The 22,265-nt window shown below is 66.2% G+C and carries 16 protein-coding genes; 6 read left to right on the forward strand and 10 right to left on the reverse strand.

The features are described 5' to 3' along the window. Positions 1-107 precede the first annotated feature (107 nt). Together G5A46_RS08800 and trpB are read left to right on the forward strand one after the other, a co-directional pair. Positions 108-767 (forward strand): phosphoribosylanthranilate isomerase, encoded by a 660-nt coding sequence (locus G5A46_RS08800; protein ID WP_163849043.1) that lies wholly within the window; start codon positions 108-110, stop codon positions 765-767. Positions 768-872: 105 nt separating this feature from the next. Next, a complete protein-coding gene (gene trpB, locus G5A46_RS08805; RefSeq protein ID WP_163849044.1) occupies positions 873-2,102 on the forward strand; it encodes a tryptophan synthase subunit beta in 1,230 nt (409 codons plus the stop codon). Between the two features lie 84 nt (positions 2,103-2,186). Here the strand turns inward: trpB and pth are convergent, their stop codons facing one another. After that, positions 2,187-2,873 carry an aminoacyl-tRNA hydrolase gene (gene pth / locus G5A46_RS08810; protein ID WP_163849045.1) on the reverse strand — a complete coding sequence of 229 codons (687 nt, stop codon included), beginning with the start codon at positions 2,871-2,873 and terminating at the stop codon, positions 2,187-2,189. Between the two features lie 171 nt (positions 2,874-3,044). Continuing rightward, positions 3,045-3,689, reverse strand: coding sequence for a 50S ribosomal protein L25/general stress protein Ctc (locus G5A46_RS08815; protein WP_163849046.1), 645 nt, complete (start codon positions 3,687-3,689; stop codon positions 3,045-3,047). A gap of 180 nt (positions 3,690-3,869) precedes the next feature. On the opposite strand from G5A46_RS08815, the gene G5A46_RS08820 reads away from it, so the two are divergent. Further along, the gene (locus G5A46_RS08820; protein WP_163849047.1) at positions 3,870-5,123 is read left to right on the forward strand and encodes an Hsp70 family protein; all 1,254 of its coding nucleotides are present in this window, start codon (positions 3,870-3,872) and stop codon (positions 5,121-5,123) included. A 35-nt stretch (positions 5,124-5,158) separates the two neighbouring features. Here G5A46_RS08820 and G5A46_RS08825 read toward each other — a convergent pair whose 3' ends face one another. Continuing rightward, the gene (locus tag G5A46_RS08825; RefSeq protein ID WP_163849048.1) at positions 5,159-7,123 is read right to left on the reverse strand and encodes an acetoacetate--CoA ligase; all 1,965 of its coding nucleotides are present in this window, start codon (positions 7,121-7,123) and stop codon (positions 5,159-5,161) included. Positions 7,124-7,200: 77 nt separating this feature from the next. Next, complete coding sequence (locus G5A46_RS08830) at positions 7,201-8,367, reverse strand: alpha-hydroxy acid oxidase (RefSeq protein ID WP_163849049.1); 1,167 nt, start codon at positions 8,365-8,367, stop codon at positions 7,201-7,203. Positions 8,368-8,502: 135 nt separating this feature from the next. On the opposite strand from G5A46_RS08830, the gene G5A46_RS08835 reads away from it, so the two are divergent. After that, on the forward strand, positions 8,503-9,237 hold the full coding sequence (locus tag G5A46_RS08835) for a GNAT family N-acetyltransferase (protein ID WP_163849050.1): 735 nt from the start codon (positions 8,503-8,505) through the stop codon (positions 9,235-9,237). A gap of 171 nt (positions 9,238-9,408) precedes the next feature. Further along, complete coding sequence (locus G5A46_RS08840) at positions 9,409-12,639, forward strand: chemotaxis protein CheB (protein WP_163849051.1); 3,231 nt, start codon at positions 9,409-9,411, stop codon at positions 12,637-12,639. Positions 12,640-12,804: 165 nt separating this feature from the next. Here G5A46_RS08840 and G5A46_RS08845 read toward each other — a convergent pair whose 3' ends face one another. From G5A46_RS08845 to trpS, 3 genes are all read right to left on the reverse strand, one after another. Beyond that, a complete protein-coding gene (locus tag G5A46_RS08845) occupies positions 12,805-13,662 on the reverse strand; it encodes a branched-chain amino acid aminotransferase (RefSeq protein ID WP_163849052.1) in 858 nt (285 codons plus the stop codon). Positions 13,663-13,880: 218 nt separating this feature from the next. Beyond that, complete coding sequence (locus tag G5A46_RS08850) at positions 13,881-14,387, reverse strand: VOC family protein (RefSeq protein WP_163849053.1); 507 nt, start codon at positions 14,385-14,387, stop codon at positions 13,881-13,883. 112 nt (positions 14,388-14,499) lie between these two features. Then, positions 14,500-15,528 carry a tryptophan--tRNA ligase gene (gene trpS, locus G5A46_RS08855; RefSeq protein ID WP_163849054.1) on the reverse strand — a complete coding sequence of 343 codons (1,029 nt, stop codon included), beginning with the start codon at positions 15,526-15,528 and terminating at the stop codon, positions 14,500-14,502. A gap of 82 nt (positions 15,529-15,610) precedes the next feature. Between trpS and G5A46_RS08860 the strand changes: the two genes are divergently transcribed. Continuing rightward, positions 15,611-16,306, forward strand: coding sequence for a rhomboid family intramembrane serine protease (locus G5A46_RS08860; RefSeq protein ID WP_163849055.1), 696 nt, complete (start codon positions 15,611-15,613; stop codon positions 16,304-16,306). A gap of 24 nt (positions 16,307-16,330) precedes the next feature. On the opposite strand, the gene G5A46_RS08865 is transcribed toward G5A46_RS08860, so the two are convergent. The 3 genes from G5A46_RS08865 to G5A46_RS08875 form a co-directional block, all read right to left on the reverse strand. Then, complete coding sequence (locus G5A46_RS08865; RefSeq protein WP_163849056.1) at positions 16,331-17,857, reverse strand: phospholipase D family protein; 1,527 nt, start codon at positions 17,855-17,857, stop codon at positions 16,331-16,333. 77 nt (positions 17,858-17,934) lie between these two features. Continuing rightward, entirely contained in the window at positions 17,935-19,482 is a 1,548-nt protein-coding gene (gene murJ / locus G5A46_RS08870) for a murein biosynthesis integral membrane protein MurJ (RefSeq protein WP_163849057.1), read from the reverse strand. Next, positions 19,479-22,265 carry a [protein-PII] uridylyltransferase gene (locus tag G5A46_RS08875; RefSeq protein WP_239520697.1) on the reverse strand — a complete coding sequence of 929 codons (2,787 nt, stop codon included), beginning with the start codon at positions 22,263-22,265 and terminating at the stop codon, positions 19,479-19,481. The genes murJ and G5A46_RS08875 overlap by 4 nt, the downstream gene beginning before the upstream one ends.

Consider the following 22,265-nt stretch of genomic DNA (forward strand, 5'->3'; position numbering starts at 1 on the left):
CGAAGCGGGCGCGCGCCCGCGCGCCCCCCGGCGGGGCAGACGACGTCGTCATCCCCCCCCCATGCCCGCCGGCCCGCCCCGGACCGGCCCGACCCCGGAGCCTCCCAATGCCCGACATCCGTGTAAAGATCTGTGGCCTGCGCCAGCCCGAGGACGTGGCCGCCGCCGCTCGCGCCGGGGCCGTCTATGGCGGCCTGGTCTTCTTTGCCAAATCGCCGCGCAACCTAGACATCGCCACCGCCCGCGACCTGGCTGTGGACGCCCCTCTGGGCCTGGCCAAGGTCGGGCTGATGGTGAACCCCGAAAACGCCTTTCTGGACGCGGTGAACGCTGCCGTGCCCCTGGACATGATCCAGCTCCACGGTGCGGAGACACCGGAGCGTGTGGCCGAGGTCAAGGCCCGCACCGGCCTGCCGGTGATGAAGGCCGTGGGCGTGGCCAGCGCCGATGATCTGCCCGCGCTGGACGCCCATGCGGCGGTGGCCGATCAATTGCTGATCGATGCCAAGCCGCCGCGCGACGCCACGCTGCCGGGGGGCAACGGCGTCGCCTTTGACTGGCGGCTGATCGCCAATCGCCGCTGGACCCGACCCTGGATGCTGGCCGGAGGGCTGACCCCCGACAACGTGGCCGAGGCGATCGCCCTGACCGGGGCGAAGCAGGTCGATGTGTCCTCTGGCGTGGAGCGCGCGCCGGGGGAGAAGGACGCCGATCTGATCGCCAGGTTCGTCGCCGCAGCGCAGGCCCGTCCGGTGCCCCGGTTCTGATCGCAGGGCCGAGCAGACGTCCCGCATGCGGCTGCGCGCATTTTGGCGATGGTCAATCGGGCTTTCGTTTCGTAAGCACAAACAACCCAGATACCGGAGGGCGCGATGGCCGACGATCTCTTCAATTCCTTCATGAACGGACCGGATGAAAAGGGCCGTTTCGGCGAATTCGGCGGGCGCTTCGTCTCGGAGACGCTGATGCCGCTGATCCTCGACCTTGAGGCGCAGTACGAACATGCCAAGACCGACCCGGCCTTCTGGGCGGAGATGGACGACCTGTGGACCCACTACGTGGGCCGGCCAAGCCCACTGTATTTCGCCTCGCGGCTGACCGAACATCTGGGCGGCGCCAAAGTCTACCTCAAGCGGGACGAGCTGAACCACACCGGCGCGCACAAGATCAACAACGTGCTGGGCCAGATCATCCTGGCCCGCCGCATGGGCAAGACCCGGATCATCGCCGAAACCGGCGCCGGACAGCACGGGGTGGCCACCGCAACGGTCTGCGCCAAGTTCGGGCTGAAATGCGTCGTCTACATGGGCGCCCATGACGTGGAGCGGCAGAAGCCCAACGTGTTCCGCATGAAGCTGCTGGGCGCAGAGGTCGTGCCCGTCACCTCGGGGCGGGGGACGCTGAAGGACGCGATGAACGACGCACTGCGTGATTGGGTGACCAACGTGCGGGAGACGTTCTACTGCATCGGCACCGTGGCCGGGCCACATCCCTATCCGGCGATGGTACGCGATTTCCAGGCGATCATCGGCAAGGAAGTGCGCGAACAATTGCAGGCCCAGGAAGGCGCCGGGCGCCTGCCGGACACGCTGGTCGCGGCCATCGGCGGCGGGTCCAATGCCATGGGGCTGTTCTATCCGTTTCTGGACGACAAGTCTGTCAACATCATCGGGGTGGAGGCCGGCGGCAAGGGGGTCGACCTGAAGATGGAGCATTGCGCTTCTCTCACCGGGGGACGTCCGGGAGTGCTGCACGGTAACCGGACCTACCTGCTTCAGGACGAGGACGGCCAGATCCTGGAGGGACATTCGATTTCCGCCGGACTGGATTACCCGGGTATCGGTCCGGAACATTCCTGGCTGCACGATGTGGGCCGCGCGCAATATGTCTCCATCACCGACAAGGAGGCGCTGGAGGCGTTCCAGATCTGCTGTGCGCTGGAAGGGATCATCCCTGCTTTGGAACCCTCTCATGCTCTTGCCCATGTGATGAAGATCGCGCCGGAACTGCCCGCCGACCATATCATCGTGATGAACATGTGCGGACGAGGCGACAAGGACATCTTTGCCGTGGCCGATCACCTGGGCACCGATCTGAACTGATCGCAGCGCCATGCCGAAACGCGGAATGCCGGGGCAGGGGGCTGCTCCGGCGTGGGTGTTCGGGGGCGGTCGCCGCGCTGCCGGTCAGCCGCGGAACCGGTCGCGCAATTTTTCAAGGGGGGACCGGGCGTCCTCCGCCGGCGCGGGGGCGGCGGCAGGCTTCGGATCCGTCGCCGGGCGCGCCGTCCCGGTGGAGGACCGGGGCGGGTTGACCCGCAGACCCACGGCGTTCAGAAAGTTCGCGTTTTCCCCGGCTGCCAGCGCATCCGCACCGTCGCCAATGCCGCGCAACAGGTCGTCCAGCCAGACCTGATCGGCCTTGGCGAAATCCGACAGGACATAGCCCGCCACCCTGTCCTTGTGGCCGGGGTGGCCGATGCCCAGCCGGACGCGGTGATATTCCGTGCCGATATGCTGATGGATCGAGCGCAGGCCGTTGTGCCCGGCATGGCCGCCATTCCACTTTACCTTGCACTTGCCCGGCGCCAGGTCGAGTTCATCGTGAAAGACGGTCACGTCCTCCGGCTCCAGCTTGAAGAAGCGCATGGCCTCTCCCACCGATTGGCCGGACAGGTTCATGAAGGTCGCGGGCTTCAGCAGGATGACCCGCAGCCCGCCCAGGCGCCCCTCGCTGATCTCTCCCTGGAACTTGGACTTCCACGGGCCGAAGCCGTGATCTTCGGCGATGCGATCCAGTGCCATGAACCCGATATTATGACGGTTCTGCGCGTATTTCGGACCGGGATTTCCCAGCCCCACGAAAAGCTGCATGACAGCCTCCCTGTTGGCGATATGGTCTTGTACGTGGCCGCGCGGTGCGGGTCCAGTGACAGCGATAGGGCGCGCGGGGCACGGCGGTCAATGGGCATGAAGAAACCCGCCGGCGCAGGGTCCGGCGGGTTCGGATGGTGCAGCAGGCCGCCGCGATGCGGCGGGCCGGGATCACTCGGCTGTGTCGGCCTTCTGCTCGGTGACTTCGGTCTCTGCCGGTTCGTCATCGTCGGTTTGCGAGGCCAGGCCGGACGGGGCCTGCACGTTGGCGATCACGAAATCGCGGTCGATCGTCGGCTTGGTGCCTTCGGGCAGGGTGACGGAAGAGATCGTCAGCGTGTCGCCGATCTCCAGCCCGGTCAGATCGACGACGATCTTCTCCGGGATGTCACCGGCCGTGACGACCAGTTCGACGTCGGGACGCACGACGGTCAGGACGCCGCCACGCTTCAGGCCGGGGGCGGCCGCTTCGTTGATGAACTCCACGGGAATGTGCAGGTTCACCTTGGACGTGCGGCGCAGGCGCATCAGGTCGATATGGGTCGGCAGATCCTTGACCACGTCGCGCTGAATGCCACGGCAGATCACGCGGACATCTTCGTGACCTTCGACCTTCAGGTTGTAGAGGGTCGCCATGAACCGGCCCTTGCGCAGGCGGGTCAGCAGGTCGTTGAAGGGCAGTTGAATGGACAGGGGGTCGACACCGCCGCCATAGACAACACCGGGAACCATGCCAGCACGACGTGCTGCGCGAGCGGCGCCCTTGCCGGTCCCCGCGCGTTCCTCGGCCACGAGATCAGGAATTTCTCCAGCCATAATATATCTCCAAGGTTGGGGCGGGCATCCTCCAAGGCTGTATGCCCGCGTTAAGGCTCGTGCGGTTACACGGATTCCTGCGGAAAGCAAAGCGGTTTCGTCGCCGCGCCGTGCCGGACCCTTGCGGTGCGCCGTCTCGCAGCGTAAGGGCAGGCCTTTGCCCCGAGCCAGGACCGCCCGATGCCCGCCCCCCGCCTTGCCGTCGATTTCGGAACCTCCAATTCCGCCGCCGCCGTTCTGGTGGATGGCCGTCCGCAGCGTCTGCCGATCGAGGCAGGCGCCGAAACCCTGCCCACCGCCGTGTTCTTTCCAGCGGATGGCGGCGCGATGCAGATCGGTCAGGCCGCCGCGCGCGCCCTGATCGCGGGTGACGAAGGGCGCTACATGCGGGCGCTGAAATCGGTGCTGGGCACGCCGCTGTTTCACGAAAAACGCCCCCTTGGCGGGCGGCGGCGTACCCTGGCCGAGATCGTCACCGCTTTCCTCGCCGCGCTGCGCGCCCGGGCGGAGGCGGAGACGGGCAGGCGCTATACCTCTGTCTTGTCGGGACGGCCGGTCCGGTTTCATTCCGCCGCCGCCGATGCCGCCCGCGACGCCGTCGCGCAGGCGGATCTGGAAGGGTGCTACCACGCCGCCGGCTTTACCGACGTGGCGTTCCTGGCCGAACCGGAGGCCGCCGCCCTGGCCAGTACCGGCACCGCCGGAGAGACGGGGCTGATCGTCGATATCGGCGGCGGGACGTCGGATTTCACGCTGTTCCGGCGCCATGACACGGGGATCGACGTGGTGGGCAGCCATGGTGTGCGGCTGGGCGGCACGGATTTCGACCGGGCCGTTTCCCTCGCCTTTGCCATGCCCCAGCTGGGGCTGGGCGGGCAGCTGCGCCGTGTGCTGGGCGAGGGGCTGCTGCCGGTGCCGCGCCCGATCTACAATGACCTGGCCAGCTGGGCGATGATTCCATTCCTCTACACCCGCGAGACGGAACGGATGGCCGAAGATCTGGCCGCCCATGCGCTGGAGCCGGAGAAGATGGCCCGCCTGGTCGAGGTCATCCGCGATCAGCTGGGCCATGACCTGGCTTTTGCGGTGGAACGCGGCAAGATCGCGGCCAACGGCGCGGCGCGGGATGCGGCGGTGGACATGTCGATGATCGTGCGCGGGCTGTCCGTTCCGCTCAGCCTGGGCGGGGTGAACGACGCGCTGGCAGGCTACCGCGAGACGCTGCGCCATGCCCTGCTGGAGACGCTGTTTGCCACCGGCACCGCGCCCGATGCGGTAAATCACGTCGTTCTGGTCGGCGGCTCCAGCCTGATGAGGATGGTGGAGGAAGAGGCCCGCGCCGCCTGTCCCGCCGCCCGCATCAGCCGGTCCGAGGCCTTTACCGCCGTGGTCGACGGCCTGGCCCTGGCTACGGTGCAGCCGGCGCAGCACTGACGGCGCACGGCTGGCAGGCGCCGCGCCATGCCGCGTCAGGCCAGGGCGGCCTGACGTTCGCGGGCGTAATCCATGTAGGCGTCGAAACTGGCGGGGTTGGCCATGCTGTCGCGATTCACCACTTTTTCGGGATCGCCACCCAGCAACAATTTCTTCACCGGCACTTCCAGTTTCTTGCCCGACAGGGTGCGTGGAACCTCGGCCATCTGCACGATGTCATCGGGCAGGAACCGGGCGGAGACGGAGGCCCGGATCGCGCCCCCGATCCGGTCGCGCATCGCCTCGTCCAGCGTGCCCCCCTCGCGCAGCACGACAAACAGCGCCATGAAACTGTCGCGGCCCAGGAATTCCAGGTCGACGACCAGACTGTCCAGAACCTCGTCCAGCCCCTCCACCGCGCGGTAGATCTCGGAGGAGCCAAGGCGCAGCCCGCGCCGGTTGATCGTGGCATCGGATCGGCCATAGATGATCGACCCGCCGGTAGCGGTGAATTCGATCCAGTCGCCGTGGCGCCAGATGCCGGGATAGGTGTCGAAATAGCTTTCGTGCAGGCGTGATCCGTCGTCGTCCCCCCACAGGTACAGCGGCATGGCGGGAAGGGGTTCGGTGCAGACCAGTTCGCCGACCTCGCCGATGACCTCCCGCCCGTCAGGATCATAGGCCCGCACGGCATTGCCCAGGGCGCGACATTGCATTTCGCCCGCGCGCACCGGCATCATCGGATTGCCCAGGACAAAGGCCCCTGCCAGGTCCGTCCCGCCGGAAATGGGCGCCAGCCAGACGTCGGATTTCACCTCGCCGTAGATCCAGTCATAGCCTTCGGGCGACAGCGGCGATCCGGTGGAGCCGAGAGAGCGCAGCGCCGACAGGTCCAGCGTGGCCCCCGGCCGCACACCGGCCTTCTCGCAGCCCATGTAGAATGCGGCGCCCGCGCCGAAATAGGTCAGCCGTTCCTCGGCCACCATGCGCCACAGCTCCAGCAGGTCGGGATGGTTCGGGGCGCCGTCGAACAGCGCGACCGTGGCGCCCTGCGCCAGCGCGGTCCACTGCCCGTTCCACATGATCCATCCCGATGAGGTCATCCAGCAGAACCGATCCGTTGCCGTCAGGTCCATGTGGATCGCCTGTTTCGCCCCCTCCAGCAGAATGCCGCCATGACCATGCACGATGGGTTTGGGATTGCCCGTGGTGCCGGAGGAATAGACCACCCAGACCGGATGCGAGAACGGCAGCATCTCGGGTTCCGGCGGCTGTGGTCGGGCGATCAGCGTCGCCCAGTCGGTCCATCCCGCGGGCAGAGGGGTGCCGGTGGCCACGCCGATCCGCTGCTCCAGCCCGGGCAGGGCGTTGGCGATGTCCTCGATCAGGGCGGTGCGGTCGTGACGTTTGCCGCCGTGGACATAGGCATGTTGCGCGATCAGCACCTTTGGCGCGATCTGGCGGAACCGGTCCAGGATCGCCACATGCCCCATGTCGGGGGAGCAGATCGACCAGATCGCCCCCAGGCTGACACAGGCCAGCATGGCGATCAGCGCCTCGGGCGTGTTGGGAAGGATGGCCACCACCCGGTCGCCCCGTGTCACACCACGCGCCTTCAGCGCCGCCTGCACCGCGCCGACCCGGTCGGCCAATTCCCCCCAACCAAGGCGCTGGCGGCCAAAGGTCTCCGACCACAGGATCAGCGCGGTGTCATCGGGATGCGCGGCGGCGTGGCGCAGGATGGGCAGGGCGAAATTGGTGGTGGCGCCGGGAAACCAGTCGGCGCCGGGCATCCGGGCCTCGGGCAGAACCTCGCGCCAGCCGGTGACGGGCAGGTCGCGAAACTCGATCAGCGCGGTCCAGAACCCGGCCAGATCGGTCACCGACCAATGCCACAACGCGTCGTAATCGGCGAAGTCCAGCCCCCGCTCCGCCCGCAGCCAGCGCTGGAATTCGGCCATGGTGCTGGCCTCTGCGCGGTCCTTGGACGGGGTCCAGAGGATCGGATTTTCGTCTGCCATTTCAAATGCCTCCCCGGCCTGCCTCGCTCCCGTTGCGCAGCGTTCCACGGCGCGGCGCGCTTGGCAAGGGGCGGGGGTCAGGCCTGCCAGCGGCCGGAGAAGCCCTCCGGCACCAGGATGCAGTCGCGATCGACCGCTGCGATGTCGCGCTTGCCGGTCAGCGCCATGGCGATATCCAACTCGTTGCGGATGACCTCCAGCGCGCTGCGCACGCCGTCCTCGCCATTGGCGCCCAGCCCATGCACGAAGGCGCGGCCGATATAGGTGCCGCGCGCGCCCATCGCCACGGCCTTCAGCACGTCCTGGCCGGACCGGATGCCGCCGTCGAAATGCACTTCGATCCGGTCGCCCACCGCTTGCAGGATCGGGTCCAGCGCCCGGATGGAGGAAATCGCCCCATCCTGCTGCCGCCCGCCGTGGTTCGACACCACGATGGCATCGGCGCCAACCTTGGCCGCCATTACCGCATCCTCCGGATCCAGGATGCCTTTCAGGATCACCGGGCCGCCCCACATCTCCTTGATCTTCGCGATCTTGGTCCAGTCAAGCCGGGGGTCGAATTGTTCCACCGTCCATTTGCCGAGGCTGGAGGTGTCGCTGATCCCCTGGACATGGCCGACGATATTGCCGAACTGGCGGCGCGGAGTTTGCAGCATCTCGATCCCCCACCGCCACTTGGTCATCAGATCGGCGATCACCGCGGGGGTCAGTTTCGGCGGGGTGGACAGCCCGTTTTTCAGATCCTTGTGCCGCTGGCCCAGGATCTGAAGGTCCAGCGTGATCACCAGGGCGGAGCATTTCGCGTCCTTGGCCCGCTGGATCAGGCGGCGCAGGAAATCCTCGTCGCGCATGGTATATAGCTGGAACCAGAAGGGTTTGCGCGTGCGCTCGGCGACATCCTCGATGGAGCAGACGGACATGGTGGACAGCGTGAAGGGCACGCCGAACGCCTCCGCCGCGCGGGCGGCCTTGATCTCGCCATCGGCGCGTTGCATCCCGGTCAACCCGACGGGGGCAAGGGCCACGGGCATCGCGACGGGCTGGTCGATCATCCGGCTGGCCAGGCTCCGGTTCTCCATGTTGACAGCAACGCGCTGCCGCAGGCGGATGTCCTGAAAATCCGAGGTGTTCTCGCGAAAGGTCTGCTCGGTCCAGGAGCCGCTTTCGCAATAATCGTAGAACATCCTGGGCGTGCGGCGCCGGTGCAGACGTTTGAGATCGTCGATACAGGTGATCGGGGGCATGGGCGGCCTCTTTGCGGTTGGTCAGGTTTTCTTACCAATCCTGCCCCGTTCCGGCAAGCGGGGCAAAGGCGCTTTCACATCGGCGGATCATTGCTTAACCTTTTCGATGTATGGACAAGCGAGCGAGGCGAACAGATGGGCGAAGCGCGACCGATCGGAGACAGTGTCGGCACCTGGCAGGTGCCGCCGCGCCCCACGGATGCCATCCTTGAGGGGCGGTACGCCCGGCTTGAGCCGATGCGCGCCGAATCTCACGCCGCGCGGCTGTTTCGGGCCTATGAAGGGGCGGATTGGGTGTGGGATTACCTGCCCTACGGCCCCTTCGCGAGTGCCGCGCAATATCACCGCTGGATGCGCCAGATGGAGGGGCAGCCGGACCCGGCGTTTTATGCCATCCGCAATTCGGAGACCGGGCATTGGGGTGGTGTCGCGTCCTACCTTCGGATCGCGCCGGAGGCCGGGTCGATCGAGGTTGGCCATATCAACATGGCCCCCGAGATGCAGCGCAGCCGCGCCGCGACAGAGGCGATCTTTCTGATGATGCAATGGGCGTTCGAGGCCGGGTACCGCCGGTTCGAATGGAAATGCGACGCGTTGAACGCCCCGTCGCGCCGGGCGGCGCAGCGGCTGGGCCTCAGCTACGAAGGCGTGTTCCGGCAGGCGGCAGTGGTCAAGGGGCGCAACCGCGACACCGCCTGGTTTGCCGCCATCGACAAGGAGTGGCCGGCCCTGAAGGAAGCTTTCGGCGCCTGGCTGGCCCCGTCCAATTTCGACGCTCTCGGCCGCCAGCAGGAGCGGCTGAGCGATCTGACCCGCCTGGTGCGCATCCATTCCGACCCGGAACAGGATCCGCCCGCCCGTGCCCGCTAGCCGCCTGCCGATCCGGCGGGTCGCTCAGGGCCGTGCGTCCTGCGCTTCCCCGAATTTTCTGTCGCGAACCTCAGATATGAGGGAATAGTTAACACACCGTAAAGAAAATCAGGCGAATATGGTGGCACGGGCGATTCCGCCGCGGCGGAAGACAAAGGGGGTGTGGGCAACATGAATGTCGAAGCCGAACAAATGGTGGTCGTGGGGATCGCCGCTTCGGCCGGCGGGCTGGAGTCGATGTCCCTGCTGGCGCAAAGCCTGCCGCTGAACCTGAACTGCGCCTATATCCTGGCGCAGCACATGTCGCCGAAACACGAAAGCCTGCTTTCCACACTTCTGGCCCGCGAAACCCGCCTGAGTGTTCGGGAGGTGCCCGAACGGCTGGTGCTGCAGCCGAACACCATCTACGTCCCCGTCGCGGGCAAGGATATCGTGGTGAATGACGGCGTCGTCTCGTCGGAACCGCCGCGCGGCCATCCCGCCCAGCCCAAGCCGCTGGCGGATCGGCTGTTTTCCTCCATCGCAAAATTCGCGGGAGAGAATGGCGTTGGTATCGTCCTGTCGGGCACCGGCAGCGACGGATCCTATGGCGTGCAGGACATCCGGGAGGCCGGGGGAATTACCATCGCGCAGGATCCGCAGACCTGCCGCTATGATTCCATGCCCTCCTCGGCGATGGAAACGGGCTGCGTCGACCTGATCCTGACCCCCCGCCAGATCGGGGAGCATCTGGAAACCATCCTGGCCCGTCCGCGCAATCTGGACGGGCTGCGCGACACGATGGAAAGCGCCAGCGAATTCAGCGACCTGTTCCTGATCCTGCTGGCCCGGACACAGGTCAATTTCCGCGATTACCGCGACACCACGATCAGCCGTCGGATCAACCGACGCATGGTGGCGCTGGGCTCCAAAAGCTATGATGAATACGTCGCGCTCTGCCGCGAAAGCCCACAGGAAGCCGACGCGCTGTTTCGCGATCTTCTGATCTCTGTCACGCGGTTCTTCCGCGACCCCGAACAATTCGAAGTCCTCAAGGTCGAAATCCGCAAGTTGGTTGCCCACCGGGGTGAAAGTCCGATCCGCGTCTGGATCGCCGGCTGTGCCACAGGGGAGGAAGTCTATTCCCTCACCATCCTGCTGGTCGAGGCGATGGGTGGCCCCAAGGCTCTGACCGACAACCGCATCCAGGTCTTTGCCACCGATATCGACGAGGCGGCGCTGGCGCGGGGGCGGGCCGGGCAATACCCGGCTGCTGCGCAGGTGGACATCCCGCCGGACCTGCTGTCGCGTTACTTCGTGGTGCGGGACAGTTCGATCACCGTGATCCCCGATATTCGGCGGCTGGTCCTGTTTTCCAAGCATAACGTGTTCCAGGATCCGCCCTTTACCAATATTGACCTGATTTCGTTCCGCAACACCCTGATTTATTTCAATTCCCGCCTTCAGGAGCGGGTGTTGATCAAATTGCAATATGCCCTGCGCAAGAAGGGGCTGATTTTCCTGGGAACTTCGGAAACCCTGGGTGCGGTGGAACCCTTTTTCGACCCGGTGACGGACCGGGCGAAGGTATTCGTGAAGCGCGACCAAGCCTCCTATGGCGGCTCTTCGGCCTCGGCCGCGGCGCATTGGGGCGGCACGCATCGCGCCTCTGACAGCTGGACCGGCAAGGACCGCCTGAACACGGAGGATCGCGAGGGCCGCCAGAATTTCGAGGCCTTGGCCGCCGCGGTGGCGCCGATCGGTTTTCTGACCAACAAGCGGCGCGATATCGTGCGCATTTTCGGCGATCTGACGGAATTTTCCTCCATGACCGACGCGGTGCGCGGGCGGCTGACCACCTCGATGCTGAAACATCCGCTGGACTTGGACGCGGCCAGCATGATCCCATTGTGCCTGACCCACCAGACAGTGCGCGATGGCACCTGGCACACGCTTGCCGGGCAGAATTTCAACCGCGCACGCCTGCGCGCCTTTCCCGTCGGAGAGGCCGGCGATACCGAGGCGCTGGTTCTGGTTGCGGTGGAGACCTCTTCGCAGGAGAAGATCGCCGCGCCGGAGCGCGATGGCGAGGGGCTGGAGGATTACACCGGCCACCTGGAAAGCGAGCTGGCCAATGCCCGCGAGGCGTTGCAGATCACGATGGAGGAATTGCAGACCTCGAACGAGGAATTGCAATCGACGAACGAGGAGCTGCAATCCTCCAACGAAGAGCTGCAATCGACGAACGAGGAGCTGGAGACATCCAACGAGGAGCTGCAGTCGACCAATGAGGAGCTGATCACCGTCAACGAGGAACTGCTGGTCAACGCCGAGGAGCTGAAGCGCGCCGATGTCGAAAGCACTGGCGTTCTCAAGGCCGTACCGGTGCCCCTGCTGACCGTCGATACCAGCCTGACGGTGCGCAATGCCTCCGAAGGGGCACGGGCGATGTTCGGCCTGCGGGAAAGAGGCTCGCATTTCGGTCATCTCAGCCAGATGACGGTGCCCAAGGGGTTTCCCCGCATCCTGGACATCTGCAACGAGGTTCTGACCCTGCGCGAACCCAACCGCATGACCTTTGTCACCGGGCAGGTTCACTACGAATTGCGGGTCACGCCGACCTTCCTGGACAGTGACGAGGTCGCCGGGCTGACTCTGGTTCTTCTGGGCGTGCCAGTGCAGGACGTCGCGCGCCGCTTTGTCGCGCTGAACAAGACGATGCGCAGGTTCGCCAAGGTCGGCACCTGGGAATTGGACCTGGCCAGCCGCAATGTCACCTGGTCGGACGAGGTCTACGAGATCTTCGGCTACGATCTGGGGGAGGTGCCCGGCGATGTCGAAAAGCGGTTGGAAGATTACCATCCCGACGACCGGGCCAAAGCCCGCGCCTTTCTGGAAGAAGTGCAGGAAACCGGCGGGCCGGTGCATATCTTCCTGCGCGGGATCCGCAAGACTGGCGAGACCTTCACGCTTGAGACGTTGGCCAGCGCGGTCTACGACACGCAGGGCAATCCGATTTCCTTCATCGGGGTGATCCGGGATTATTCATCGTTGGAAAACGAACGGGTCGCCTTTCAGCACATGCTGGACTTGCAGGAGGAGCAGGGGATCGGCTTCTATTCCTATGACATCGCCAACGATCGCCCGTTCTGGAGCCCGGCGCTATATGCCCTGCTGGGCGTGGACCCCGATATGCCGCCACGGGTCGAGCGGGCGTTGGCGATTTTTCCGCCAGAGGCGCGGGCGCGGGTGGAAAATCACATGGCCCATACCATCGCCACCGGCGAGCCCTACGACTACCAGGAACCGATGGAGGCGCCAGACGGCACGATCGTGCAATGCCGGGGCACCGGAAAGGCGCATCGTAACGAACAGGGAGAGATCACGCATCTTTTCGGCGCGTTCTATATCGTCAAGGATTGATGCGGCCCAAAGGCCGCTCAAGTTGCGGCGGGGCATGTCTCGTGCCCGGCGCCAGAGACGCAGCCGAAGCCAATGGTGCGGATCAGCCCGGTGCGAGGGGCGGCTGTCCGCCGCTGTCATGTGGCCGGGCGCCCGCCCACCAGGTGGCGGCGGGCAGGCCGGGGATCACAGGGTCATGTCGCCCGCGGCCCAATCCCAGTACAGCGCACGGGCGCGTTGCGTCAGCGGCCCGACGGCAAAGGTCTGGTCCTCGAACCCGGTGACGGGCGTGACCTTGTGCAGGTTGCCGGAAAGAAAGACCTCATCCGCACTGGCGACATCCTCGAAGCTCAGCACCGTTTCATGCACCTCCACCCCGTCGGCGCGCAGGTTGGCGATGTGGCGCGCGCGGGTGATCCCGGCCAGGAAGGTGCCGTTGGCGATCGGGGTGAACACCGCGCCGTCGCGCACGATGAACACGTTGGACGTGGCGCTTTCGGCGACATTGCCCAGGGCATCGGCCACCAGCGCATTGCCGAAGCCGCGGGCGCGGACTTCGGCCAGCATGCGGCCATTGTTGGGATAGAGGCAGCCGGCCTTGGCGTTGACCACCGCGTCATCCATCACCGGGCGGCGGAACCGGGTGCGGCCCAGGGTGGTGGTGGCGGTGTCGGGGGCCAGGGGGATTTCTTCCAGCGCAATGGCAAAGCCGGTGGCGCCGGGGCGCGGTTGCACCACCGTCTCATCACCCTCGATCGCCCAGTACATGGGCCGGATATATACCGCCGCGCCGGGCGAGAACCGGGACAGCCCGTCGCGGATCAGGGCGATCATCGCCTCCACCGACTGGCTGGGCGTGATCATCAGCGCCCGGGCCGAGCGGTTGACCCGCTCGCAATGTGCGCGCAGGTCGGGCATCAGCCCGTTGACCATGCGCGCACCGTCGAACACCGTGCTCCCCAGCCAGGCGCCGTGATCGCCGGCTTTCATCACGGCAATATCGCCCTCGTGCCAGCTGCCGTCGAAATAGGTCCAGGTCGCCATCGTCTTGCCTCCGCTCTGTCGTTTCGAATGGATAGGGGATCGCATCCGGCGGGGAAAGGTCCGGCATCGGAAAATCCGAAAACCCCCGGCGCGGCGGCCGGGGGTTTCTGGTGCTGAAAAATGACTTGGGGGTAAGCCCGTGCGGGCAGGCCCAGAATGGGTGGGATCTACGACGGTCTTGTGACAGTTCGATGTCAGTTCGGCAAAATGCGGGCGGCTCAGCCGCGCGGGAGCGCCTCTGCCAGCAAAGCTTTCAGGTCCAGGGGGCGGTTGACCATGGCCAGTTGGCCCGCCGCGTCACGAGGCCAGTCACGGGGATCCCGGTCGCGGTACAGCTCCACGCCGTTGCCGTCGGGATCGGCGAGGTAGATCGCTTCCGACACGCCGTGATCGGCCGCGCCGTCCAGCGTGATCCCGGCGTCCCACACCCGGCGCAGCGCATCGCCCAGAGACGCCCGGTCGGGATAGAGAAACGCGGTGTGGAACAACCCGGTATGGCCGCGCGGGGCGGGGCCCGCGCCCAGGCTGTCCCAGGTGTTCAGCCCGATATGGTGGTGATACCCCCCGGCGGAAAGAAACGCGGCCTGGCTGCCGAACCGTTGCTGCAGCTCGAAGCCCAGCACGCCGGAATAGAAGCCTATGGCGCGGTCCAGATCGCCGACCCGCAGATGCACATGGCCGATCCGGGCCCGGGGCGTGACGGGAGAGTGGGTGAATTGGGTCATGGGGCACCTCGTTACCGGGATGCCCCTGATCTAGCGTTGTGCGCGAGCCGCGGGTAGGGCGATGCGCGCAGGGACCTGGTGCGCCACCGCGCAGCCGTGCGCCGCATCGACGTCAGGCGCCGACGAAGCCGACGATCTCGTAGGCGCGTTTGAGGATCGGATTGGCGATGGCGCGAGCCTTTTCCGCGCCTTGGGCCAGGATGGCGTCGATCTCCTCGGGCTGTTCCATCAGGCGACCCATTTCGGAGGAGATGGGGGCCAGCTTGGCCACAGCCAGATCCGCCAGCGCAGGCTTGAACTCGGAGAATTGGCGCCCGCCGAAATCGGCCAGCACCTGGTCCACGCTCTGTTCGTTGAGCGCGCCGAAGATGTTCACCAGGTTGCGCGCCTCGGCGCGGCCCTCAAGGCCCTTGGCCTCCGACGGCAGAGCCTCGGGGTCGGTGCGGGCCTTGCGGATCTTCTGGGCGATGGTGTCGGCATCGTCGGTCAGGTTGATCCGGCTCATGTCCGAAGGATCGGATTTCGACATCTTCTTCGTCCCGTCTCGCAGGGACATGACGCGGGTGGCCGGGCCTTCGATCACGGGTTCGGTGGCCGGAAAGAAATCAACGCCGAAGTCGTTGTTGAACTTGATCGCGATATCGCGCGTCAGTTCGATATGCTGTTTCTGGTCCTCGCCCACGGGGACGTGGGTGGCGTGGTAGATCAGGATGTCGGCGGCCATCAGCGAAGGATAGGCGAGCAGCCCGAGCGATGCGTTCTGCTGGTTCTTGCCCGCCTTGTCCTTCCACTGGGTCATGCGCTGCATCCAGCCCATGCGGGCGACGCAGTTGAACACCCAGGCCAGCTGCGCGTGGGCGGCAACCTGGCTTTGGTTGAACAGGATGGAGCGTGTCGGATCCAGCCCGGCGGCCAGGTAGCCCGCCGCCAGTTGCCGCGTGTTGCGGCGCAGCGTGGCGGGATCCTGCCAGACGGTGATGGCGTGCTGGTCCACCATGCAGTAGAGCGTCTCGTTGCCGTCGTCCTGCATGTCCACGAAACGGCGGATCGCGCCCAGGTAATTGCCCAGGGTCAGGCCGCCGGACGGCTGGACGCCGGAAAACACGCGGGTAGTGAACTGGGTCTGGGGCGTGTCTTGCATGGCGGGCCTCGGCTGCTGGCAGGGTGGCAATTCGGTTCGCGCTGGCTTACCCATGCCCGCAATTGCCGTCAAGGAGCGCCAGATGAGCCTGCCCGACCATCAACCCCCTGAATACCCGGTCAATCCGCTGCCCCCCGTGGTCACGGCGCTGTTTCTGGTCATCATCGGGATCGAGCTGCTGTTCACCCTTGCCGGCCAGGGCATCGTCGGAGGGCCGGGTGCGGTGGGCTGGCGGGTGGCGGCGATCCAGGACTACGCCTTTGCCGTGCCGGTGATGGATTGGATCCTGACCAACCAGGCCCTCCCGCCCGAGCTGGCGATCCGCTTTGCCTCTTATGTGTTTGTGCATGGATCTCTCACTCAGGGGCTGTTTGCCGGGGTCATGGTGCTGGCCTTGGGCAAGTTCGTGGGCGAAATCATGCACCCCCTGGCGCTGCTGACGGTGTTTTTCGTCTCTGCCATCCTGGGGGCGCTGGCTTTCGGGTTGTTGGCGGCCGATCCGCGGCCGCTCTATGGGGCGTTTCCGGCGGTTTACGGGCTGATCGGGGCTTTTACCTATATCCTGTGGGTCAACCTGGGCGCGGTGGGGGCGAACCGGGTCGCGGCGTTTCGGCTGATCGGGATGCTGATGGCGATCCAGCTGGTGTTCGGCCTGCTGTTCCAGGTCGGCCAGACCTGGATCGCCGACCTGGCCGGATTTGTTGCCGGCTTCGCGCTGGCGCCGGTGCTGCTGCCCGGCGGGATCGCGCGGCTGCGCGCCCGGCTGCGGCGCGACTGACAGATTGCGCGGTCGCCGAACGGGTCAGAACATCTCTGGCGGCAGGATCGGAAGGAACCGGGCGAACCGGCGGTTGCGGCGTTCGGGCCAGGGCAGCAGGAAGGTGCTGCGCCTCTCGGGCGACAGCATGGCGGCATTCGCCGCGATGCGCTGCCAGGTGGCCGCGCGGGTCGGATCGCCGTCATCGGCATGATCGCGCAGCCAGTAGCGGGTCAGCCGGTTCCGCAGCGCGCGGATCTGCGCGGCATCGCGGAACATCAGCGAAGCCTCCGTATCCCATCGCATCGACCTGCCGTTCAGGTTCGCCGAACCGATGATGCCCATCGCCTCGTCCACCAGTGTCACCTTGGAATGCAGGTAGATGATCTCGGCGCCTTGCAGGGGCAGGGGGGTGTGATCGGGCGCGGCGCGCGGCTGGGCCGGGGCCAGCACCGCCATCCGGTCGCCGAAGGCGCGGCGGCAGATGTCCAGGCAGCGCAATTGCAGCGATTGGGCATGGCGCACGTCGATCCCGTCATCGCCGTTGAAGATCACCCGTTCAGGCTCCGTCGGCATTACCAGGATCAGTTGCAGCTCGGGCGCGCGCTGCGCCGCGCGGGCCAGGGCGCGGGCGATCGGGGCGTGGCGAAAGAACTGCGTCTCGATATAGATCAGCCGTTCGGCGCCTTCGATTGCGTCCAGATGGGCGGCTTCGTGCTCTGTCACCTGGGGAGAGGCTCCAAGGCGCAGGGCGCTGCCCGGATGGCAGGAAATGGTCCGTATCAGCTGCGGATCCAGGCATTTTTCCGAGGCCGGGCGCAGGGGGGCGGTCTGATCGACGCCCGTGAGACTGCCGCCGAAACTGGCGGCATCCGCACGCCGGGCGCGGTTCCAGCAATCGGCGAAATGGCGGCGGATGTCGGGGGCGACAGCGCCTGTGACCTCGACGCTGATGTCATGCCAGGTCTCGTTGGCGGGGCGGTCGTGGTCGGCGTCGTCGTAGCGCCGTTCATCCACGTCGATGCCGCCGATGATGGCGTGATCGCCATCGGCCACGGCGAACTTCTGGTGCAGGCTGACCGGGCGCAGCGTGACCTTGCCCTTGACCGCCTGGTGCTGAAGCGGGGTCAGGTGGGCGCCGTCATGGCGTGACAGCTCGTCGATCCGGGCCTTGATCTTGGACCAGAAGATCCGCCGCCACAGCGCCCCGGACTTGCATTCGTGCAGGGCGCACAGAATCTCGGCATTGTCGGGCAGGCGGTGGCCGAAATTACGCGCGCTGGCCCATGCGGCGCGGTGCAGGTCACTGGCGAAGACCGGGTCGAAATCAGCCATCAACAGGCGCAATTTGACCCCGCGTCCGGCGGTATGGGCCAGCAGGTCGGCCCAGGTCTTCAGCCCCAGCTTGCGCGCTTCGGCGCTGCGCAGGGAGGCGCGGGCGTCAAAGATGCGGAATGCCATCAGAACCTCGCTCCGGGCGCCAAGGACAAGGCGTTCCAGCGCGGGAAACATCTCGGACGCGGTGATCAGTGGGCGAAAGAGATCCTGGTCGGTCACGACGTCTCGCGGCATTGGGGGGCGCCTGTCTGGGGATTGCACATGTCAGATGAACCCCCAGACCGACATTAGGTTTCACCGTTACAAAGGTTTCACGTCCGACCCCGGCGCATCGCGTTGCGGAAATCGGCAATGCGGAAGGCGCCGATGGCATTGCCCAGGGCGAAATAGGTCATCCCACCGGCCAGCACCAGCAGCAGAAGGGCCAGGTAGCGGATCGTCGGGGCCTCGAACCAGGGGCGGAAGCCGGTCCACAGCCCCCAGACAACCACCCCCATGCCGAGGGAGGCCAGGACGATCCGCGGCAGGCGCTGGCGGATCTGGTCGTCGAACCGTGCCACCTCACCCAGCGGACGCGCGCCGCGATAGAGCAGCGCGGCCATCGCCCAGCCGGCGACAGTGGTGGCGATGGCGGGGGCGATCCAGCCCAGCAGCGGGGCAAGCCCGACGGCGATCACCGCGTTCACTGCCATCGCCACCAGCGCGTAGTTGAACGGGCTGCGGGTGTCCTGGCGGGCAAAGAACACCGGTTGCAGCACCTTCTGCAACACGAAGGCCGGAAGCCCCAGCCCGTAGATCGCGCAGGCCAGCGCGATGGCCCGGCTGTCCGCAGCCGTGGTGGCGCCGCGTTCGAACAGGACCGAGACGAGGGGAAGCGGGATCACGGCCAGTGCCACGGCACAGGGCAATGTCAGCGCCAGCGCGATTTCCCCCGCGCGGGAGAAAGCGTCGCGGGCGCCGGTGTCATCCCTGGCCTTCAGGCGGCGGGACAGGTCGGGCAGCAGCACGATGCCCACCGCGATGCCCACCACGCCCAGCGGCAGTTGGTACAGCCGGTCAGCAGCGTATAGCCAGCCGATCGCCCGGTCGAAATAGGAAGCGACCTGCTGGCCGACCAGCAGGTTCACCTGCACGACCCCGCCGGCCAGCGCGGCGGGGATGGCCACGCGGATCAATTGGCGCATGTCCGGCGTCAGCCGGGGCCGGGCCAGGCGCACGGCGAATCCGGCACGTCGCGCGGCGATCCAGACCAGCGCCAACTGCGCCACCCCGGCCACCGGGATGCCCCAGATCAGCGCCCGCGCCACATCGCCGCCCGACAGCGCCGCCACCGTCATTCCGGCGACCAGGATGATGTTCAGCAGCACCGGCGCGGCGGCGGCCGCGGCAAAGCGCCCGGTGGCGTTCAGAACTCCTGACAGCAGCGCCGCGAGCGAGATGAACAACACATAGGGAAAGGCGATGCGCCCGAAATCGGTGGCCAGGTCGAACTCCCGTTCCCCCGCAAAGCCGGAGGCCAGCGCCAGGATCAGCCAGGGCATCAGCGCCTGCGCCACCAGCGTCAGAACGATCAGCACGGAGGCCAGGCCGGCAAAGGCCTCGGTCATGAAGGCGCGGGGATCCTCGCCGCCCTCGACCTTCTTGGAGAACATCGGCACGAAGGCCATGTTGAACGCCCCTTCGGCGAAGAAGCGGCGGAACATGTTGGGCAGGCGAAAGGCCACCACGAAGGCCTCGTAGGCCGGGCCGGTGCCGAGGAAGGCCAGAATCATCGCGTCCCGGACAAAGCCCAGCACACGGCTGAGCAACGTCCAGACGCCGACGGTCAGCACGCCCGACAGCAGGCGGACAGGCTTCATGCGCGGGCCCTTTTGTGGCCCGCGGCGATGGCTTCTCTCAGCTTGGCCTCCAGCGATTTCTGCTTGGCCTCGCTATGCAGCTTCAGGCCGAACATGTCCTTGACGTAGAAGGTATCCACCACCTGTTCCCCGTAGGTCGCGATCACGGCCGAGGACAGCTGCACATTGGCCGCCGCAAGAGTGCGGGTCAGGTCGTGCAACAGGCCGGGGCGGTCGCGGGTGTCGACCTCGATGATGGTGTAGATCTCGGAGCCGTCATTGTCGAAGGCGACGGAGGTGCCGACATGGAAGCCGCGTTCCCGCTTCTTGATCTTGTCACGCGGCTGCATCGCCTCCTGGGTGACGACTTCGCCCTTCAGGGTCTTGTGAATCATCTGGCGCAGGCGGGGCAGGCGGTCGGCCTCGTAGGGGTGGCCCTCGCTGTCCTGCACCCAGAACGCCGCCGTGGCGAACCCGTCGGAGGTTGTATAGGTCCGCGCATCCACGACATTGGCCCCCACCAGCGCCAGTGCACCGGAAAGCCGGGCAAAGATGCCGGGGTGATCGGCCAGTGCGAACAGGGCGCGGGTGGCGTCCCGGTCAGGATCGGGATGCAGGTCGATGCGGATCTCGTCCACCGGCAGGTCGCGCAGCATCTCGGCAAAGAGGCGATGCGCGGTGACATGCAGCCCCTGCCAATAGGGCGGGTAATGGCGGCCCAGCTCGTGGTCCAGCGCCTCGCGGGTCCAGTCGGTCAGCTCCGCCTTCAGGGCGGCCTTGGCTTCCTTGCCGCGATGGGTGCGGTTGAGTTCCTCCAGCCCGGTTTCCATCGCCCGCCGCGTCTGGCGGTAGAGCGCGCGCAGCAGCGCCGCTTTCCAGTTGTTCCAGGTGCCGGGGCCGACGCCGCGAATGTCGCAGACGGTCAGCACGGTCAGCAGGTCCAGCCGTTCGCGGGTGCGCACCGCCTTGGCGAAATCGCGCACCGTGCGGGGGTCGGCGATGTCGCGTTTCTGCGCCATGTCCGACATCAGCAGGTGATAGCGCACCAGCCATTCCACCGTTTCGCATTCGTCGCGGTTCAGCCCCAGCCGCGGCGCCACCTTGCGCGCGATCTTGGCGCCCAGCACGGAATGATCCTCGTCCCGGCCCTTGCCGATATCGTGCAGCATCAGCGCGACATAAAGCACGCGCCGGTTCACCCCGTCCTTGAGGATGGTGGAGGCGACGGGCAGCTCTTCCTCCAGGTCGCCATGTTCGATCAGCGCCATGTGGCGGATGCACTGGATGGTGTGTTCGTCCACCGTGTAGTGATGGTACATGTTGTATTGCATCATCGCCACGATCGGTTCGAACTCGGGGATGAAGGCGGCCAGCACGCCCAATTCGTTCATCCGCCGCAGGGCGCGTTCGGGATTGCCGTGTTTCAGCAACGTGGCCAGGAAGATCTTCGCCGCCTCGGGATCGTTGCGCATCCCGTCGTCGATACGGCGCAGATTGGCGGTGACCAGCCGCATCGCGTCGGGGTGGATCAGCATGCCGGTGCGCAGCCCTTCGTCGAAGATGCGCAGCATGTTCAGCTTGTCCGCCAGAAAGACGTCGGGCTTGTCGATGTCCAGGCGGTTGTTCACCACGCGATACCCTTCGCCGACCTTGGGGCGGCGGCGGAAAACGCGGTCCAGCAAGGGTTGGTTCTTCTTGTGGGCGGCTTCCATCTTGGTCAGCATGATGCGCGTCAGCTCGCCCACCGTGGTGGCCTGGCGGAAATAGGCCTGCATGAAATGTTCCACCGCGCGACGCCCGCCGCGATCGCGGTAGCGCATCCGCTCCGCGACCTGGACCTGCATGTCAAAGGTCAGCTGGTCCATCGGCCGCCCGGCCAGCAGGTGCAGGTGGCAGCGCACCGCCCAAAGGAAATCTTCGGCCTTCAGGAAGCTTTCGTACTCCTCTGGCGTGAACACCCGCAGACGCACCAGCCCCGACACGGATTGCACCCGATGCACGTATTTGCCGATCCAGAACAGCGATTGCAGGTCGCGCAGCCCGCCCTTGCCTTCCTTCACGTTGGGCTCCACCACGTAGCGCTGACCGCCCTGTTTGGTATGGCGGGCCTGGCGTTCCTGAAGCTTGGCTTCGATGAAATCCCGCTCTGTGCCCTTGAAGAGGTCGGACCACAGGCGGCGGTTCAGTTCCTCCGACATCGACTTGTTGCCGATGAGGAACCGGTTCTCCATCAGCGCGGTGCGGATGGTGTAATCCTCGCCGCCCAATTTCAGGCACTCGCGGATGGTCCGGCTGGAATGGCCGACCTTCAGGTGCAGATCCCACATGACATAGAGCATGGTTTCGATCAGCGCCTCGATCCGGGGCGTGATCTCGTCACGCGCCAGGAACAGAAGGTCGATGTCGGAATGGGGGGCCATCTCTCCCCGGCCGTAACCGCCGACGGCGCAGACGGCGAACTCCTTGGCGCCGGGGCGCTTGCCTTCCATCAGGTAGGTGCGGCACAGGTGCAGGACGGCGCAGACCAGCCCGTCGGTCAGATGGGTATAGGCATGAACGGTGGCGCGGGCGGCAAAGGGCCGCGCCTCGAAGGCGCGGGCGATGCGGTCCATGCCGCATTGTCGGGCCCGTGCCAGCAGGGCAATCGCCTCCTTGCGCAGGGCCTTGGGGTCCGGGGCCTGGCGCGCGGCGGCGTCCAGCGCCGCCTCCACGCCGGGCAGGTCGAAGATCTCTGCCGGCGGGCAGATCAGATCCTCCGCCCGGTGGGCGGGAACCTTGGCGGGCGACGGCACTGAGGGGGTCAA

Origin of the sequence: Pseudooceanicola aestuarii (assembly GCF_010614805.1) — a bacterium.
GTDB classification, from domain to species: domain Bacteria; phylum Pseudomonadota; class Alphaproteobacteria; order Rhodobacterales; family Rhodobacteraceae; genus Pseudooceanicola; species Pseudooceanicola aestuarii.

Coding starts and splice junctions, on each gene's coding strand:
- G5A46_RS08850 (WP_163849053.1), bottom strand. CDS start 14,387: ATGACCCAATTCACCCACTCTCCCGTCACGCCCCGGGCCCGGATCGGC.
- G5A46_RS08815 (WP_163849046.1), bottom strand. CDS start 3,689: ATGGCTGGAGAAATTCCTGATCTCGTGGCCGAGGAACGCGCGGGGACC.
- G5A46_RS08820 (WP_163849047.1), top strand. CDS start 3,870: ATGCCCGCCCCCCGCCTTGCCGTCGATTTCGGAACCTCCAATTCCGCC.
- trpB (WP_163849044.1), top strand. CDS start 873: ATGGCCGACGATCTCTTCAATTCCTTCATGAACGGACCGGATGAAAAG.
- G5A46_RS08865 (WP_163849056.1), bottom strand. CDS start 17,857: ATGCCGCGAGACGTCGTGACCGACCAGGATCTCTTTCGCCCACTGATC.
- G5A46_RS08835 (WP_163849050.1), top strand. CDS start 8,503: ATGGGCGAAGCGCGACCGATCGGAGACAGTGTCGGCACCTGGCAGGTG.
- G5A46_RS08860 (WP_163849055.1), top strand. CDS start 15,611: ATGAGCCTGCCCGACCATCAACCCCCTGAATACCCGGTCAATCCGCTG.
- G5A46_RS08800 (WP_163849043.1), top strand. CDS start 108: ATGCCCGACATCCGTGTAAAGATCTGTGGCCTGCGCCAGCCCGAGGAC.
- G5A46_RS08825 (WP_163849048.1), bottom strand. CDS start 7,123: ATGGCAGACGAAAATCCGATCCTCTGGACCCCGTCCAAGGACCGCGCA.
- G5A46_RS08830 (WP_163849049.1), bottom strand. CDS start 8,367: ATGCCCCCGATCACCTGTATCGACGATCTCAAACGTCTGCACCGGCGC.
- trpS (WP_163849054.1), bottom strand. CDS start 15,528: ATGCAAGACACGCCCCAGACCCAGTTCACTACCCGCGTGTTTTCCGGC.
- pth (WP_163849045.1), bottom strand. CDS start 2,873: ATGCAGCTTTTCGTGGGGCTGGGAAATCCCGGTCCGAAATACGCGCAG.
- G5A46_RS08845 (WP_163849052.1), bottom strand. CDS start 13,662: ATGGCGACCTGGACCTATTTCGACGGCAGCTGGCACGAGGGCGATATT.
- murJ (WP_163849057.1), bottom strand. CDS start 19,482: ATGAAGCCTGTCCGCCTGCTGTCGGGCGTGCTGACCGTCGGCGTCTGG.
- G5A46_RS08840 (WP_163849051.1), top strand. CDS start 9,409: ATGAATGTCGAAGCCGAACAAATGGTGGTCGTGGGGATCGCCGCTTCG.